Consider the following 16,057-nt stretch of genomic DNA (forward strand, 5'->3'; position numbering starts at 1 on the left):
CGCCAACCCATGCCACACCCCTTCAATAAGGCCTGGGAGGGAGGGTGTGTCGCGCAAGGGGTTGCGCCAAGTGCCCCCGGGTCGTGACGTGCTCGCTTGCCTGGACCGACGCGGTGTACGGCGGGGCCACGCACGGCGCGGTCGGTATACTGCGCGGCCTCATGAAGACGGACACGTTGAAGGCGCAGCTCAAGCGCACGTTGCGGCGCGACCTGTGGATCGCCGTCGCTCCCGCGACGCTGCTCATCGCGGTGGCGTTCGCGGTGACGTTCTATTTCGTCAAGCCCGCGCCGCCCAAGACCCTGGTGATGGCGTTGGCGCCGGAAGAGGGCGGCTTCAACTACATGGCGAAGCGCTACCAGAAGTTCCTCGCGCAGCACGGGGTGACGCTGGAGCTGCGCAACACGAAGGGCTCCGTGGGCAGCGTGGCGCTGCTCAGCGCGGAGGACAGCGGGGTGGACATCGCCTTCGCGCAGAGCGGCACCACCGGTGGCAAGGGCCAGGAGGTGCCGGAGCACGTGGTGTCGCTGGGGAGCCTCTCCTACGTGCCGCTGTGGGTCTTCTACCGGGGCGAGCCCGTGGACGACGTGCGCGGCCTTCAGGGCAAGCGCATCGCGGTGGGGCCCGAGGAGAGCGGCACGCGCGCGCTGGCGATGACGCTGCTCCAGGCGAACAAGGTGGACACGGCGCCCACGGAGTTGCTGCCGTTGGACCGGGACGCGGCCATCGACGCGCTGACGCAGGGCAAGGTGGATGCGGTGTTCCTGGTGTCGATGGCGGAGTCGCCGCGCATCCAGAAGCTGGCAGCGGTGAAGGACGTGCGCCTCTTGAGCTTCAATCGCGCGGAGGCGTACACGCGCCGCTATCCGTACCTGTCACGCCACGTGCTGCCGCGGGGCGTGTTCGACTTCGCCAAGGACGTGCCGGACCAGGACGTGGTGCTGCTTTCTCCCAATGCGCTGCTGCTGGCGAAGGACACGCTGCACCCGGCGCTCGCATACTTGCTGATGCGCGCGGCCAGTGAGATCCACGGCTCGGCGGGCATCCTGGACAAGACGGGTGAGTTCCCCGCGCCGCTCGCGGCGGGCTTCGCGCTGAGCAGCGAGGCGAAGCGCTACTACGCGTCGGGCGTTCCGCTGCTGCAGCGCTACCTGCCCTTCTGGGCGGCGAACCTGGTGGACCGGCTGTGGGTGATGCTGGTGCCCATCATCGCGGTGGTGGTGCCGCTGGGGCGCGCGGTGCCCGCGGTGTTCCTGTGGCGGGTCCGCTCGCGCATCCACCGGTGGTACGCGCGGCTGAAGGAGATTGAAATCCAGCTGGAGGAGGACCCGGACCAGGAGATGCTCCAGGCCATGCTCAAGCGGTTGGAGGAAGCCGAGCGCGAGGTGAACCGCATCGCGGTGCCCATCGCCTACGCGGAGAACCTGTACTTCTTCCGCGAGCACGTGGACGTCGTGCGCCGCCGGCTCACCCGCAGACTCGCGGGCGCGCCCGAGCACAAGGACGGGCACCCATTGCAGATGCCGGCGTGACGTGAAGAGCGGTGCGTGGCGGCCCGGGCCTGGGGCCGCCCGTGAGAGGCTTCAGGGAGCGATGCCGAGCAGCTCGCGGATCTGCCGGGCCATGGCGATCTCCGACTCGTGCACGTGGCCGTCGCCGGCGATGAGCGTGTGGACGGCGTCGAGGACGGCCCTGGGGTCCTCGCGCAAGATGCCCAGGTTCGGCGGCGGGAGCGGATGGCCGTCCTGGAGGCAGCGGGTGAGGGCGCTGAGCTCCGTCAGGGGCACGCTGAAGCCGCGCGCGGTGTCGATGATGGAATCAATCTCCTCGCGGGTGACGCGGTCGTCGCTGGTGGCCACCTGGAGCAGGAGCTTGATGACCTCGATATGGAACTGGGCTTCAGGGGGCAGCGGGGCGGCCATGTGGGTTGCATCCTCCAAGGATGTCCAGGCTGACCTGCCAGGGGGGGAGCCGTCCAGCCCGACGTCGCCGCCCCGTCAGCGAGCGGAAAGGCGCTTCCGACAGGCCTGTCATACCACTTTGGAGGGATGGGCCCTGTTTCAGCCCTCGTAATACTTGATGGGTATTGCAAACGGGGGTTGTACCCATGGGCAAGGCGCGGAAGTTCCTGTCGCATGAGCAGGCGTTGGTCGCGGAGCTGAAGGAAGCGCTGGGCAACGCCCGGACGCTGGAGGACGTCTACGAGGCCCTCTCCCGGGCGCTCCTCTCGCTCTGTGAGGCGGACCACCTGGCGGTGGGTTGCGCGAATCCGGATGGGACCGCGGGGGTGCAGTGGAAGACGGACACCGTCCACCCCCTCCTCAAGGATTACGCGGAATGGGTGCAGGAGGACTTCGTCTTCCGCGCCACGGTGGCGCAGCCCAACCTGGTGCTCAGCGACGTCCAGATGCTGCGGGGGCAGCCGCTGGTGGAGACGGAGACCTTCCGGCGCAGCCAGGGCGCGGGGCTGAAGCTCAAGCGCGTGCTGGCGTCACTCCTCTTCACGGAGCAGGACCTGAAGGGCGGCGTCGCGATGTACCGGGAATCCTCCCGGCCCTTCACGCTCCGGGCGCAGTGGTTCCTGCAGCAGATCATCCCGTACATCTCCCGGGCGGTGGCGCGGCTCCAGGAGCTCTACGCCGTCCGCTTCGAGCGGGACCTGCTGAAGGCCATCGCGATGGGAGCGAACCCGGTGCTGGTGCTCAACAGCCTGGGGCGGAAGGTGGCGGACACGGGGCCGGCCATTCCGCTGCTGGAGCAGTGGTTCGCGCCCCACGAGCTCAGCGACGGGGTTCCCCGCGCCTGGGCGGAGCGGGTGAGGGCGCTGTCCCGCTTCGATGTCGCGGTGGATCCACGGCTGGAGTCCCTCACGCTGGAGCGCGGCGCGGACCGGCTGGACGTGACGTTCAGTCCCTCCGCCGTCAGCTGGGGGGGCCGCAACCTGTGGCAGGTGCGCATGCACGAGCGGGTCCACTGGCTGCGTCCGGACTGGAAGGAGAAGCTCACCGCCCAGGAGTCACGCGTGGCGGACTGTCTTCACGAGGGGCTGGCGAACAAGGAGATCTCCTCCCGGTTGGGGTGCTCCGTGGAGACGGTGAAGGTCCACATCAAGTCGCTGTTCGAGAAGACCGGCATCCACAGCCGCGGGGAGTTCGTCGCCAAGGGCCGCCGAGAGTGAGACGGCCGGTTGGACCTCGTCACCCGGGGACAGCACTCAGAGGGCGCGGGCGAAGAAGTCGCGCAGGTGGCGGGCGTAGCCTTCGGGGTCCTTCCGGGCGTACTCGCCGTGGGCTGCTTGGGGTACCAGCCACTGCTCGCGGGGCTCGCAGGCGGCGCGGTAGAGGCGGCCGTCCAGCTTCTGGGGGCCGTCCGGGTCGCTGCCGCCGTTGATGAGCAGCAGCGGCCGGCCTTCCAGGCGGCACATGCCGTCCACGGGCCGCACGGCGTCCACGTCGATGCCGGAACGGCGCAGCCCCCACAGCACCGCCCAGGTGCTCAGGCCGTAGTGGGAGCCCATGTCCCCCGCCAGGTCCGGGAACGCTCCCACCGCCGCCACCGCCTTCACCCGCGCGTCCTCCTGCGCCACCAGCAGGGCCGCCGTCCCGCCCATGGAAAATCCAAACAGGCCCACGCGCCCCGGGGTGACGTCCGGCCGGGCCCGCACGAAGGCCAGGGCCGCGCGCACGTCCTCGCGCTCGCCGTCGCCCCAGCCAATCGCGTCGCCTTCGCTTTCGCCCTGGCCGTGCAGGTCGAAGAGCAGGACGCCGTGCCCCGCCTCCGACAGCACCCGGGCTTCGAAGAGGAGCCGCGTGCGGTTGTCAGCGAAGCCATGCACCAGCACCACCGCCGTCCCGTCGCGCGATGGGACGTACCACCCCTGGAGCTTCCGCCCCGCGGCCTCGAAGGACACGTCCTCCAGGCCCGGCAGCGCGTCCGGGCCGGAGGGCCGCGTCACCGGGACGCGCGCCGGGTGCAACAGCGCCTGGGCCGTGCGAAGGCCTCGCACCGCCGTGAAGCCGCCCGTACCCAGCGCGCCCAGGGCGAGCCCCAGCGCGGCGATGCGACCCCAGCGGACGCGGTACTGCTTCGTGGACACGGTCAGCTCCGGACGGGCCCGCTCCCGGCGCGCCAGCGCTCGACGAGGTTCGTCACGGCGGTCCCCCAGTCGGGATATTCGAAGGTGAATCCCGCGTCCAGCAGCCGGCCAGGCACCACGCGACGGCTCTTGAGCAGCAGCTCCGTGTCCGTGCGCATGAAGAACGCGCCCACCTCCAGCATCCACTTCGCCGCCGGCAGCCCCACGCTCACGTGCGCCGCCTCGCGCAGCTTCGCCATCAGCTCGCGCTGGGGCAGGGGATTCGGCGCGGCCAGGTTCACCGGCCCGTCCAGGTCGTCGCGCTCCAGCAGCAGCTGCACCGCGCGCACGAAGTCCTGGCCGTGGATCCACGACACGTATTGCCGCCCACTGCCCGCGGGGCCACCCAGCCCCCGGCGCGTCAGGCCCAGGAGCACGTCGAAGATGCCCTCCTTGTCCGGGCTCATCACCATCGCGGTGCGCAGCGCCACCTTGCGCGTGTGGGGCGTGTTGGCTTCCGCCAGCGTGCGCTCCCACGCCAGCGCGATGTCGATGCTGCGCTTCCAGTACGCGGGCACGCCCGGCTCGTCTCCGCCAATGAGCCCGGTGGCCTCGTCGTTGGGCGCGTCCATCCGGTGCGCGTACAGCGTCGCGGTGCTCATCTGCAGCCACACGCGCGGCGGCTTCGCGGCCTGCTGGATGGCCTGGCCCACCACCCGCGTGGAGTCCACCCGCGAGTCCATCATCTGGCGCAGGTTCTCCTCCGAGTAGCGGCAGTTCACGCTGCGTCCCGCCAGGTTGATGACCGCGTCGGCGCCATCCACCTCCTTCGCCCAATCACCCAGGGTGCGTCCATCCCAGGACACCGTGCGCGCCTCACCCGGGCCTCCCCGGCTGATGAGGACGACGTCATCCCCTCGCGCGATGAACGCCCGCGCCAGCAGGGCGCCCACCTGTCCCGTGCCACCCGGAATCACGACCTTCATGGACGAAACCCCCTCATGGATTGCGACACCCGGAGGCATAGCGCGCACCCCGTCCGGGCCGCCCGGCTCCCGGAAACGGGCCCCCGGGCCGTCCTGGTGCCGTCGATGAGCCCCGCTTTTGCCCGGCTCCGGAGCCCGGTGGTGGGGCATTTCCCGGGATGTCCTGGGTCGGGCGGAAGAAACCAACCGACCCGGAGGGAAAATGCGATGCGTCACGCAACCGGGGGCGCGTCCGGACGAAAATGGGTCATCCCCCACCTCGAAGTCTTGAGGGCCGTCATGATCATCCCGTCCCGCCCACTCTCCGCGACCCGCCCCTCGACCAACTCCACGTCGGCCACGACCTCCACGGCCCGTATCATCCCGAAGGCGTTCTCTTCGGTCTCCACGTTCGAGTCCGGAGCGTCGGCGAAGAAGGCCCCGACGACGCCCACGACGCCGGTTCCCGCGCCGCAGGTGCCGGTGGAGGACGTGCCGCCCAAGTCGGATCCCCGCTACGACGGGCTGAAGGACCAGGCGCTGATCAACGCCCTGCACGACGCGGTCAGCAAGCACAAGGACCTGGGCTACAACCAGGCCCGGAAGATCATCTTCACCACGCTCGACAACCACGACGGCAAGGTGAAGTGCGTCTACACGGGCAAGGAAGTGGCGACGAACAAGATCCCCAACAGCAACGTGATGAACACCGAGCACACCTGGCCCCAGTCCAAGGGCGCCACGGGCGCGGCGAAGGCGGATCTGCACCACCTGTTCCCCACCGACAGCAAGGCCAACTCCATCCGGGGAAACTGGCCCTTCGGCACGGTGAAGAACGTGAAGTGGGAGGAGAACGGCGCCAAGTTCGGCACCGACGAGAAGGGCCGCACCGTCTTCGAGCCGCCCGACGAGCACAAGGGCAACGTGGCGCGCGCGCTGTTCTACTTCTCCACCGTCTACAACAAGCACATCCCCGCGGACGACGAGGCCGTGCTCAAGCAGTGGAACACGCTGGACAAGGTGGACGCGGCGGAAGTCGCGCGCAACGACGCCATCGAGACCTACCAGCAGAACCGCAACCCCTTCGTGGACGACGCGTCGCTGGCCGACCGCATCGCGGACTTCTAGAGTCCGGGGCATGTCCCGTCCCCTCGCGCCCCTGTGGGCGCTCGTCCCTGGCCGCACCGGTGTCCCCCTGCTGAAGGTGGGGGGCACGCCCGAGGCGCCGGGATCCCTGGAGTGGCCCGCCTGCGCGATGTGCGGCGGGCCCCAGCGCTTCCTCTTCCAGTTGCCGCACGTCGAAGGACGGCTGGACCTGGCGCCGCACGCGTCGGTCCACGTCTTCCAGTGCGAGAACCCCGACACCGTCTGCTTCCGTTGGGACCCGGAGGAGGGGGCCAACGCGGCCGTGCCGGTGAATGCGGGCGCGCCGTCCGTGAGCGCGCCGCCGGGGCCGGTGAAGCCGTACGCGGAGTGGACGCTCGGCTTCGAGCCCGCCACCGAGGACACCGAGGCCCTGTCGGTGGACGTCAACGAGGCCACCGAGGAGCAGCTCCTGGCGCTGGACCGCGCGCAGGCGGAGGCGCCGGAGAGCAAGGTGGGCGGCGTGCCCGGGTGGCTCAACGGCGAGGCCACGCCGGAGTGCTGTGACGCGCCCATGCGCTTCGTCGCGCAGCTGGCCGCGATGCCGTTCGGCCTGGACTTCGGCGACAACGGCCGGGGCTACCTCTTCCGCTGCACGCGCGAGGACTGCGTGCGTCCGTTCCGCTTCCTCACCCAGGGCGCCTGAGCGGCTTCAGGGCGTGGTCAGGTCCTTCAGCCGCTTCGCCATCATCGTGGTGGAGTCCTCCAGCCACTGGATGCACTGCTCGGGGTTCACGAAGATGCCCTGAGCCACGGAGTCGAGGAACACCGGTGGCACCCAGGCGATGAGGTAGTCCGCCGACTGGGTGTCGGACTCGGGGTCCTCGCGGAACATGCCGACCCAGGTGTCCCAGGGCGGCACGTTGTGCTCGTCGAAGAATCCCCGGGTCACCTGGTCGGACACGCCGTCGGAAAGGGTGTCATCCGGGAAGAACACGAGCAGCCGACCTCCCTGAAGACGTTCCCTTCCGCTCAGCGGCGGGCTGCCACGCAGGGCGTGGTGCCGGCTGCTGATGATCCGATCCATCAGATTGAAGCGATCCGGATCCACCATCACCCGAGGCTGGAAGGCAGGCGTGCGCAGGCAGGTGGCTGGCGCGTCCAACGTCGCCCGGGGCGCGCACCAGCGGATCGTCTCATCCATCGCCGCAAGGAGGGAGTCCCAGCCCCACCTGCCGTCGGGCACCTCGTACAGCAGTCGTGAAGGGCCTGGCGCACGCGGAATGGAAGAGTTGGGGATGGGCGCGTGCGGGATGATCCTCACCGCTGCATCGCCTTGAGCAGCTTCTGCGCGTCCTCCGCGCTGAGCTTGCCGGCCTCCACCAGGTCCAGCACGCGGCGCATCTCCTCATCGGGGATGCCCTGGGACTGGGGCGGAGGGGGCGGTGCGGGCGGCCGAGGCCGGTGGTGCTGGGACCCCTGGCCCGCCCAGGGCGGCGCGCCCCACGAGTTCGCCCAGGCGTGGGCCCACTGGTTCGCGTGGCGCTCGGCGCGGCGCTGCCAGCGCTCCGCCTGACGCTGCCAGCGCATGGAGTCCTCCTCCCAGGCTTCCGCGTCCTCGCCGCGCGAACGGCCCGACTCGCGGATGCGCACCGAGCCCAGCTCCGTCTCCAGCAGGATCGTCGTCGCCGCCTGGGGGTTGGACGGGTAGCGCGTCTGCGCCGAGCCCAGCGACGTATGGGCCGAGATGTTCACATCCAGCCCGGGCACCAGGCGCAGCTCCACCGCGCCCACCTGCGTCCCGATGCGGTGCTCGCCCACGTCCAGCGCGTCCACGTCCAGCTTCACCGCGCCCGCGGCGGCGTGGACGTGGAGGGTGCCGCCCACGCGCTCGCCGATGATGCGGCCCGCGCCCGTGCGCAGGGTCAGCTTGCCGTGCACGTCGCGCAGGCTCGCCGTGCCCGCGTCGGTGTTCAGCTCCAGCTCGCAGTCCTTCAGGCCGGAGATGCGCACCGCGCCCGCGTCCAGCAGGAGCTTCGCGCGCACGTCGGGCGGCACGAACAGCTCCGCCTGTCCGCCGTGGCGCCAGAACAGTGACAGGAAGCCCGCCTCGCGCGGCAGCAGCTCCACCTTCGTCACCCGGCCGTGCTCCTGGATGCGCGTCTCCACCCGGCCGTGCGTCACCAGGTAGGGCTTCTCTCCCTCCGGCAGCGGCGACACGACGAGCGTGGCGGCGGGCGCGTGCAGCACCAGCTCCGCGTGCTGTCCCCACGGAATCGCGTGGCGCTGGGTGCCGTCGCGCGAGGAAGACGAGGCGTCGGAGGACGGCGTGGCTTCAGGGTCCATCATGGGTGGTTACTCCCGTGCCTTCTTGAGACGTTGAGCGGCCTCGTCCGCGTCGATGAGCCCGGCCGCGAGGTCATCGAGAATCTGCGCCCGGCGCGGAGCGCCGCGCTCCCGAGGCGGAGGTGGCGGTGGAGGAGGCGCGGGAGGCGGCGGGCCTCCGGGCGTCTGGCCCAGGGCCTCCACCACGTCGTCCAGCCGCGCCACCACCGTCGGATAGGAGAGGCCCAGCGCCTGCTCCACGTCCTTGATCTTCCCCCGGCACGCGATGAACACGCGCACGAACGCGAGCTGCTCCGGCGACAGCTGCTGCACCCAGCCCGTCGTGAAGCGCCCCTCCACCGCGGACGCGCACCCGTCGCAGCGAACCCGTTCGATGACGGTGCCGCCTCCACAGACGGGGCAGCGGGTGGGCACGGGCCAGGTGGACTTGGAGGTTGTCATGGTGGGTTATTCAGAAAATCAATTTCGAGATTGATAATATTGATTTCTACGGCGCTGGCAAGGGCTGGAGTTCATTTCCAGGAAAGACGGACACTTCCGAGCCGGTGGCCACGAAGGCGGAGTGGGGCGTGCCCCGGAGGCATTCGGAGAAGGCGGGGCCGTAGAAGCGGGCCACGTCGCAGTCGAAGGAGGTCTCCTGGGCGCGCCAGACGGTCCAGCGGGGATGTTCCACGCGGTACTCGGCGCAGCCGCCGTCGCGCTGGGCGGTGTAGCCCCAGTAGTGCTCGGTGATGAACTCCTCCTGGGAGCCGGGGGCGCTCTCGGACGGCGTGCCGAGCGTCCGGGCCGACAGCTGGTGCCAGCGGCCGTGGGACTTCCAGGCGTACTCGACGTGGCCGGGCGCGCCGGTGTCCGCGCCGTCCATGTTCACGGCGTGGCGCATGGGGTGCGCGACGTAGGGCTCGTTGTAGAGGACGCGCGCCACGGTGGCGATGGCGAGCCGGGGCACGATTTCGCGCACGAACACCACGCCGCGCCGCCAGCCTTCGGGGCCCAGGCGGCGCACGTAGAAGCGCAGGTTCACCTCATCGAAGTCCCGGTGGAACGGCACCACGAGTCCCCGCACGCGCGTGTCGAGGAAGCGGAAGCCGACCATGCTCGCGAACGTGCGGCCCTGCCACGCGTCGAGCTCCGTGCCACGGGGGACGAGGGGCCGCAGCACCGCCGGGTCCACCTCGTAGTTGAGCATCAGCAGGTACCGCCACGTCGCCGTCAGGAAGGGGCGCATGCGCGAGGTCTAGCGCGCACGCGACGCCCGGGCCCAGGCCCGCCCCCTTGCGCGGCTTCTGTCGCGCAGAAGCGCGGGCAGCCTTCAGGGAACGGCGGGCCGCGCCTGGGGCTTCCGGGAGGTGAGCCCCCGCTCCAGCCGCTCCCGCCACTTCAGCGCGGGCCGCTCCACGCCATGGTGCAGCGCGAGCGAGGCGAGCAGCACCGCCACGGCGCCGCCCAACACCGTGACGACGTGGAACGCGTCCATCCCATGGGGCGCCAGCGCGTCCCGCACGCCGTGCTGCACGGCCTTGTGCGTGAGGTAGACGGTGAAGCTCAGGACCGCGAAGGTCTTCACGCCCGGGATGCGGGCGCAGACGCGCGAGGCCGCGGGGCCCGCCAGCGCCATCACCAGCGCCGCGAAGCCCAGCGCGGCCAGGGGGAACGACAGCAGGACATAGGGGAGGTAGCGGAAGTGCTCCTCGTTGATGAAGAGGACGCCGCCCAGACACGCGAGTCCCACGACGGCCATCCCCCGCGCGCGGGCGCCGCGAGTCCAGCGCTCCCAGGCCTGTGGCCGGAAGACGCGCAAGGCCGCGAGCAGCACGCCGCACGTCAACCCGTCGAGCCGCGCGTACGTCGGGTAGTAGAGCAGCATGTCGAAGTCGCGCCACCCCGGATCAGCGGGCCCGAGCGCGGAGAAGTGGTGCAGCCACAGCCCGCCGCGCAGGAGCATGCCTCCGCCCATCACGGCCACCGCGAGCGCGATGAGCGACGGCGCGCGAAGGCGTCCACGCAGCGCGAGCACGGTGAGAGGCAGCACCAGGTAGAAGTGCTCCTCCACGCACAGGGACCACGCGTGGGAGAAGCCGTTGATGCGCAGGCCGAAGTTCTGCGTGAAGGTGAGGAACCGCCACGCGGGCGTCACCAGGGGCCGCTCGCTCCAGGCTGGCACGAAGAGGTAGAGGCCCAGCACGACGAGGAAGGACGGAAGGATGCGCAGCGAGCGCCGCAGGTAGAAGCGCCGCAGTGACGGCGTCTCACCGCGCGACACCGGCTCCAGGAGCTGCGAGCCGATGAGGAAGCCGCTGAGCACGAAGAACAGCTCCACGCCCGTCCAGCCGAAGTTGGCGAACGCCTGGAAGGCCTCGTGACCCTGGGGGCGGGGGTAGTGGTAGACGACGACGACGAGGATGGCCAGGCCCCGGAGCAGGTCCAGGCCGGCCAGATGGCGCGGTTCGGTGGCGTTCAGCGGAGTCGGCTTTCAGCGGGGGGAGTGCACCCGATGCTAGCAAGCCGCGCCCCGGCCGCCAGTGACACGCCGCTCATCTCGTTCGGGGCGCGCCGGCCACCCTGGGGTCAGGGCGTCTGGGAATCCAGGTCCTCCACCCTTGCTCGCACGCGCGCCGGCACGCGTGCCAGGACCCGGAACTCCCGTGCGGAGCGCTCGGAGTGCGCGTCCGCGCCGTTCATCGCGGCCGTGCACCAGGCGTGCCTCAATAGCTGCCGCCAATCATCAGCAGGCCCGAGTAGCGGCCGTCCCCCGCGCCAATGTCCTGCGAGGGCGCGAAGTTTTGCCCGAAGAGGAAGCTGTAGCTGCCTCGCACCTCGGCGGTGAGCTGGGGGTTGATCTTGAAGCGCACGCCCGCGCCCACGGGTGCGTAGCCCCCGGTGTCGTCGAAGAACCGGAAGAAGCTGCCCTCGCGCACCGAATAGCGCTCGACGCCGATTCCCCCGAGCACATAGGGCTGCAGCCGGGTGGGGGTGAAGCCAACCGTGAGCGCCGCCTGCGCTCCGTTTCGCACGAGGTCCGGCGTGCCGAAGAAGTCGGAGCTGTCCGCGACGGACAGGCTGCTCACGCCGCCGCTGTAGCCCAGCTCCAGGCCCACGTAGTCATTGGCGCGGTAGCCGACGACGACGCCATACGACGGCCCTGGATCCAGGTTGGGCGCGAGCTTGCCCGTGTAGCCCTCCACGCCCAATCCGAGGAGGAAGTAGGGGCCCTGCCAATCCACCCGTCCCATCCGCGTGGGCGCGTCCGACGGTGGGTCCTGGGCTCTGGCGGCGCCACCCGTCAATCCTGCCAGGCAGAGCCCCAACGCGATGCTTCGCCTCATGACCGCTCCCTTCATGTGTCGCGTGCGCAGCCAGAAGGTGACCTTGGGGGGAGGGGCGAACAACGAACGGACAGGCGGTACCCCGAAGGCCCACGGTTCCCCGGAGGGTGGGGGAGGCGACGCACGAAGCCAGTCCACTGCCTGGCTCCCCGCCCATCCCCTGTGACGCCCCGCGAGCGGCTTCCACCTTGAGCCGTACCCGGATGCCCTCGGTACCTCCTCCTCGCGTCCGGGAAGGGAGCACACCGCCATGAACGACGCCGCGCACCCCCCATCCGTCGCGGGCCCGTCCACCCCTGCTGTCCTTCATGCCCGCGCCCGGCGCGTCCTCGCGCATTTGGATGCGGTGCTGCCGGACGTGGACGCGCTCTATCGAGACCTGCACGAACACCCGGAGCTGTCCGGCCAGGAAGCGCGCACGGCCGCCCAGGTGGCGCGCCGGTTGGAGGCGGAGGGCTACGCGGTGAGCCGGGACGTGGGCGGCCACGGCGTGGTGGGACTGCTGCGCAACGGCGACGGGCCCACGGTGCTCCTGCGCGGGGACATGGACGCGCTGCCCGTGGAGGAGAAGACGGGGCTGCCCTACGCGAGCCGCGTGCGGACGGAGGACGGCGAGCCGGTGATGCACGCGTGCGGCCATGACGTCCACACCGCGTGCCTGGTGGGCTCGGCGGCGGTGCTGGCGCGCTCGCGCGGTGCGTGGCGCGGCACGGTGATGGTGGTGGGGCAGCCGGCGGAGGAGACCCTCCAGGGCGCCAAGGCGATGCTGGATGACGGGCTCTACTCGCGCTTCGGCACGCCGGACGCGGTGCTGGGCCAGCACACGGCGCCGCTGCCGGTGGGCACCTTCATGCACCGCGAGGGCGTGACGATGATGGGCTCCGCGCACGTGCGCCTGCGCCTCTTCGGCCGGGGAGCGCATGGCGCGCTGCCGGAGCTGTCCGTGGACCCCGTGGTGCTGGGGGCCAGCGTGGTGATGCGCCTGCAGACCATCGTGTCGCGCGCGCTGTCGCCGCTGGAAGCCGCGGTGGTGACGGTAGGGGCCTTCCATGCGGGGACTCGCGCCAACGTGATTCCGGACGAAGCCCTGCTGGAGTTGACGGTGCGCACGGAGGACGACGCGGTGCAGGCGCGGGTGCTCGCGGCCATCGAACGCATCGCGAAGGGCGAGGCCGCGGCGTCGGGCGCGCCGAGGGCTCCCCTGGTGGAAGTCGTGAACCGCGGGCCGGTGAACCGCAACGACCCGGAGCTCATGCGCCGAGTCCGGGACGCGCACGCGGAATGGTTCGGGCGCGACGCACTGGTTCCGGGGGTGCTCGCCACCGCGAGCGAGGACTTCCCCTTCTTCGCCCAGGGGCCGGAACATCCGGTGCCCACTGCGTACTGGTTCATGGGCATCACGCCGCGAAAGGCCTGGGAGGGGGCACCGGGCGCGACGCCGCAGGAGAAGATGGCGCACGTGCCAGGGCCGCACTCCAGCGGTTATGCCCCGGACCGCGAGGGCTCGCTGCGCGGCGGCTGCGAGTCACTCACCGTGGCGGCGCTGGCCTGCCTGCACGCGGGCGATGCGTCCGTGAACCACTGAGAGCGGCCCCGGCCTGGAACGGGGTCGCTGGCCCGGCTGGCTCCCCGTCGCTTGCCCCCGACGCGAGTGCCTCCAACTTGAGAGGCGGACGACACTTCTAAAGGACATCCCGATGAAGCTTCCGCTCATGGCCTCGATGACCGCGCTCCTGCTGGGCGGCTGTGCCACGCAGACCGCGTCCGTTCCACAGGAGTCCCCGTCCGAGGCATTCGCCAGCGACGAGATGTCCTGGGACTCGGAGGAGTCGCCTCGCACGCAGGAGATGCTGCGCGAGCATGGCCTGAACTTCTACGGAACCGTGGGCGCCGAGGCCCAGGCCAACGCGGAAGCCACCGGAGGCACGGGCATCGAGAAGTCCTCGAAGCCGGAGGACTTCAAATGCGTGGACGCCAACGAGGTGGGCACGGGTGGCTCAGGCGGCATCGACATGCGCGGCGTGGACAACCTGGCCCCGGAAGTCGTGCCGTCACAGAACCCCGGCGCGCGGTTGGACATCATCCCGGAGGCCTGGCACCGCAACAAGGGCATCGGCACGAGCCCCGTGGCGCCGTCCACCGGCACGCCTCCCGCGGAGGGCAGCGGCGGCGCCGGCCACTAGGCTCTGTCCTCTTCAGCCCTGCTGCTTCACCAGCCGGGTCAGTTCGCGGTCCAGCGTGGCCGCGAACTGCTGGCGGTCCTGCGGTGAGAAGCCCCCGGGGCCGCCCGTGTTCACGCCGCTGTCGCGCAGCTCCTGCATGAAGTTCCGCATCGACAGCCGCTCGTCGATGGTCTCCGGCGTGAAGAGTTCTCCTCGCGGATCCATCACCACGACGCCCTTGGGGACGAGCAGCGCGGCCAGCGGGATGTCCTGCGTGACGGCCAGGTCCCCGGCCTCCGCGGACGTGGCGATGTGCCGGTCCGCCACGTCCAGCCCCGCACCCACCTGCACGGTGGACACGTACGCCAGACGCGGCAGCGCCAGCGGCTTGTTCGCCACGAAGACGATGGGCACCTTCACGCGCTGCACGGCGCGCAGCAGGATGTCCCGCACGGGCCCCGGACACGCATCGGCATCGACCCAGATTTTCATGCGGGCCATCCTCGCTGATTGTCCCGCCCGGGTCAGGCGCGTTGACGCGTCATCCCCCTGGCTGACACGTCGCGGACGCAACCCTTGACGCGTCCAGCGGCCACCGCGCCTCGCGAACCCCACAGGCAGTCATCCGCCGCTTGCTGGTACGCCGGGTGCAGTGGGGCGGGCATGCCTCAATTCCTGGAGGTCGAGCGTCGGCCGCTGGCACACGCGGACGGGACGGCCTGAGCCTTGGACACCATCCGGTATGACGTCGCCGTGTTGGGCGGCGGTCCCGCGGGCGCGGCGCTGGCGCTGGCCTTGTGCAGGCATTCGGGCCTGCGCGTCGTCCTGTTCGAGCGCTCCACCTACGCGCAGCCCCACCTGGGCGAGACACTGCCTCCGGACAGCCGGCGGCTGCTGGCGCGGTTGGGCGTCTGGGAGGCCTTCGCGCGTCAGGGCCACTTGCGCTCCATGGGCTCGTGCTCGCGCTGGGGAGACTCCGCGCTGGGTGACAATGATCATCTGCGCTCGCCGTGGGGCACGGGCTGGCACCTGGACCGCTCCCGGTTCGACCGGATGCTCGCGGACGAGGCCCTGCGCTTCGGCGTCGACGTGCGCATCGGCTCGGTGGTGACGGACTGGACGCCCCTGGAGAACGGCGGCCACCGCCTCTTCGTTCCCACGGAGGGCGATGCGCCCCGTGACTTCGTGGACGCGCGCTTCGTCGTGGACGCCACGGGCCGGAGCGCGGTCTTCGCCACGTCGCAGGGGGCCCGGCGCCACACGGTGGACCGCACCTTGGGCCTGTGCGGCACGTTCGCGCTCCAGCCCGGCCGCACCGTGGACGCGCTCACGCTGGTGGAGTCGTGCGAGGACGGCTGGTGGTACTCCGCGCGGATGCCCGGTGACCAGATCGTCTTCGGGCTGATGGGCGACAAGGATTCGCTCCAGGGGTTGATGCCGGAGGACGCCGAGGCATGGCGTGCGCGGATGGAGCGCGCGCCCGAGACGCGCCGCCGCCTGGAGGCGTGTGACTTCACCGGCGAACCCCTGCTCGCGGTGTCCGCGAACGTCGCCTGCCTGGACCGGCTGCACGGCGAGGACTGGCTCGCGGTGGGCGACGCCGCGTGCATGTTGGATCCGCTGTCCTCGCAGGGCACGTCCCAGGCCCTGCGCACCGCGAATCAGGCCGCCGACGTGGTGAGCCGCTACCTCCGGGGTGACTCCGCCGCGCTGCGCCTCCACGAGGTGCGAACGCGGCACGAGTTCCAGGAGCACCTGCGCATCCGCGAGGGCTACTACCGCCTGGAGCGCCGCTGGCCCGGAGCGCCGTACTGGCGCAACCGCCAACAATCCTGCGCCCCCGTCCTTTCGTCGCCGCCCTGAGCCCCCTCCCCGTTGCAAGGTGAGGCTGAGTGACGTCAGTCCGCGCGCTCCGGGCGGGGATTCGCTAAGCCAACCGGAGTAATTCCGTTCAGGGGTACGCTGCGTTGGTAATGAGCAGCGTGCGCCGGAAGAGGCCCCAGCAGGGCGTGCGGCTAACTGCCGGGCAGCGGCGCCTCCTGACAGGGCTGCTCCGCCGCGGCGGGCAGCAGGGAGTGGCGCTGCGTGCCGCGGCTCTCC

17 protein-coding genes are annotated in these 16,057 nt (G+C 70.8%); 7 read left to right on the top strand and 10 right to left on the bottom strand.

What is annotated here, in order from left to right; translation table 11 throughout:
- Nucleotides 1-161: 161 nt before the first annotated feature.
- Nucleotides 162-1,532, top strand: coding sequence for a TAXI family TRAP transporter solute-binding subunit (locus D7Y15_RS36820; RefSeq protein ID WP_121755493.1), 1,371 nt, complete (start codon nt 162-164; stop codon nt 1,530-1,532).
- A 51-nt stretch (nt 1,533-1,583) separates the two neighbouring features.
- Here D7Y15_RS36820 and D7Y15_RS36825 read toward each other — a convergent pair whose 3' ends face one another.
- The gene (locus tag D7Y15_RS36825) at nt 1,584-1,922 is read right to left on the bottom strand and encodes a TerB family tellurite resistance protein (RefSeq protein ID WP_199746028.1); all 339 of its coding nucleotides are present in this window, start codon (nt 1,920-1,922) and stop codon (nt 1,584-1,586) included.
- Nucleotides 1,923-2,107: 185 nt separating this feature from the next.
- Here D7Y15_RS36825 and D7Y15_RS36830 point away from each other — a divergent pair, with 185 nt between their 5' ends.
- Nucleotides 2,108-3,178 (top strand): helix-turn-helix transcriptional regulator, encoded by a 1,071-nt coding sequence (locus D7Y15_RS36830; protein WP_121755494.1) that lies wholly within the window; start codon nt 2,108-2,110, stop codon nt 3,176-3,178.
- A 36-nt stretch (nt 3,179-3,214) separates the two neighbouring features.
- Here the strand turns inward: D7Y15_RS36830 and D7Y15_RS36835 are convergent, their stop codons facing one another.
- Both D7Y15_RS36835 and D7Y15_RS36840 read right to left on the bottom strand, forming a co-directional pair.
- Entirely contained in the window at nt 3,215-4,096 is an 882-nt protein-coding gene (locus D7Y15_RS36835; protein WP_121755495.1) for an alpha/beta hydrolase, read from the bottom strand.
- A 2-nt stretch (nt 4,097-4,098) separates the two neighbouring features.
- Nucleotides 4,099-5,061 carry a TIGR01777 family oxidoreductase gene (locus tag D7Y15_RS36840; protein WP_121755496.1) on the bottom strand — a complete coding sequence of 321 codons (963 nt, stop codon included), beginning with the start codon at nt 5,059-5,061 and terminating at the stop codon, nt 4,099-4,101.
- Between the two features lie 279 nt (nt 5,062-5,340).
- On the opposite strand from D7Y15_RS36840, the gene D7Y15_RS36845 reads away from it, so the two are divergent.
- Complete coding sequence (locus D7Y15_RS36845; protein WP_121755497.1) at nt 5,341-6,168, top strand: endonuclease I family protein; 828 nt, start codon at nt 5,341-5,343, stop codon at nt 6,166-6,168.
- Between the two features lie 10 nt (nt 6,169-6,178).
- Complete coding sequence (locus D7Y15_RS36850) at nt 6,179-6,829, top strand: hypothetical protein (RefSeq protein WP_120579272.1); 651 nt, start codon at nt 6,179-6,181, stop codon at nt 6,827-6,829.
- Nucleotides 6,830-6,835: 6 nt separating this feature from the next.
- Here the strand turns inward: D7Y15_RS36850 and D7Y15_RS36855 are convergent, their stop codons facing one another.
- From D7Y15_RS36855 to D7Y15_RS36880, 6 genes are all read right to left on the bottom strand, one after another.
- Nucleotides 6,836-7,327, bottom strand: a complete 492-nt coding sequence (locus tag D7Y15_RS36855; RefSeq protein WP_233605230.1) for a hypothetical protein — start codon at nt 7,325-7,327, stop codon at nt 6,836-6,838.
- 116 nt (nt 7,328-7,443) lie between these two features.
- Nucleotides 7,444-8,472, bottom strand: coding sequence for a hypothetical protein (locus D7Y15_RS36860; protein ID WP_121755498.1), 1,029 nt, complete (start codon nt 8,470-8,472; stop codon nt 7,444-7,446).
- A 6-nt stretch (nt 8,473-8,478) separates the two neighbouring features.
- Nucleotides 8,479-8,910 (bottom strand): DUF2089 domain-containing protein, encoded by a 432-nt coding sequence (locus tag D7Y15_RS36865; protein ID WP_121755499.1) that lies wholly within the window; start codon nt 8,908-8,910, stop codon nt 8,479-8,481.
- 46 nt (nt 8,911-8,956) lie between these two features.
- Nucleotides 8,957-9,697 (bottom strand): YqjF family protein, encoded by a 741-nt coding sequence (locus D7Y15_RS36870; RefSeq protein WP_121755500.1) that lies wholly within the window; start codon nt 9,695-9,697, stop codon nt 8,957-8,959.
- Between the two features lie 84 nt (nt 9,698-9,781).
- Nucleotides 9,782-10,930: an acyltransferase family protein gene (locus tag D7Y15_RS36875; RefSeq protein ID WP_368667422.1), complete on the bottom strand. Its 1,149-nt coding sequence runs from the start codon at nt 10,928-10,930 to the stop codon at nt 9,782-9,784.
- Between the two features lie 244 nt (nt 10,931-11,174).
- A complete protein-coding gene (locus D7Y15_RS36880; protein WP_121755507.1) occupies nt 11,175-11,795 on the bottom strand; it encodes an outer membrane beta-barrel protein in 621 nt (206 codons plus the stop codon).
- Nucleotides 11,796-12,045: 250 nt separating this feature from the next.
- On the opposite strand from D7Y15_RS36880, the gene D7Y15_RS36885 reads away from it, so the two are divergent.
- Both D7Y15_RS36885 and D7Y15_RS36890 read left to right on the top strand, forming a co-directional pair.
- Entirely contained in the window at nt 12,046-13,380 is a 1,335-nt protein-coding gene (locus D7Y15_RS36885; RefSeq protein ID WP_121755502.1) for an amidohydrolase, read from the top strand.
- 112 nt (nt 13,381-13,492) lie between these two features.
- Nucleotides 13,493-13,978, top strand: coding sequence for a hypothetical protein (locus D7Y15_RS36890; RefSeq protein ID WP_121755503.1), 486 nt, complete (start codon nt 13,493-13,495; stop codon nt 13,976-13,978).
- Nucleotides 13,979-13,990: 12 nt separating this feature from the next.
- Here D7Y15_RS36890 and D7Y15_RS36895 read toward each other — a convergent pair whose 3' ends face one another.
- Nucleotides 13,991-14,449 (bottom strand): YaiI/YqxD family protein, encoded by a 459-nt coding sequence (locus tag D7Y15_RS36895; RefSeq protein ID WP_014394487.1) that lies wholly within the window; start codon nt 14,447-14,449, stop codon nt 13,991-13,993.
- Nucleotides 14,450-14,683: 234 nt separating this feature from the next.
- Here D7Y15_RS36895 and D7Y15_RS36900 point away from each other — a divergent pair, with 234 nt between their 5' ends.
- Nucleotides 14,684-15,820, top strand: a complete 1,137-nt coding sequence (locus D7Y15_RS36900) for an NAD(P)/FAD-dependent oxidoreductase (protein ID WP_121755504.1) — start codon at nt 14,684-14,686, stop codon at nt 15,818-15,820.
- Nucleotides 15,821-16,057: the final 237 nt, after the last annotated feature.

The organism is Corallococcus sp. AB030, from assembly GCF_003668965.1.
In the GTDB taxonomy this organism is placed as follows: Bacteria; Myxococcota; Myxococcia; order Myxococcales; family Myxococcaceae; genus Corallococcus; species Corallococcus exiguus.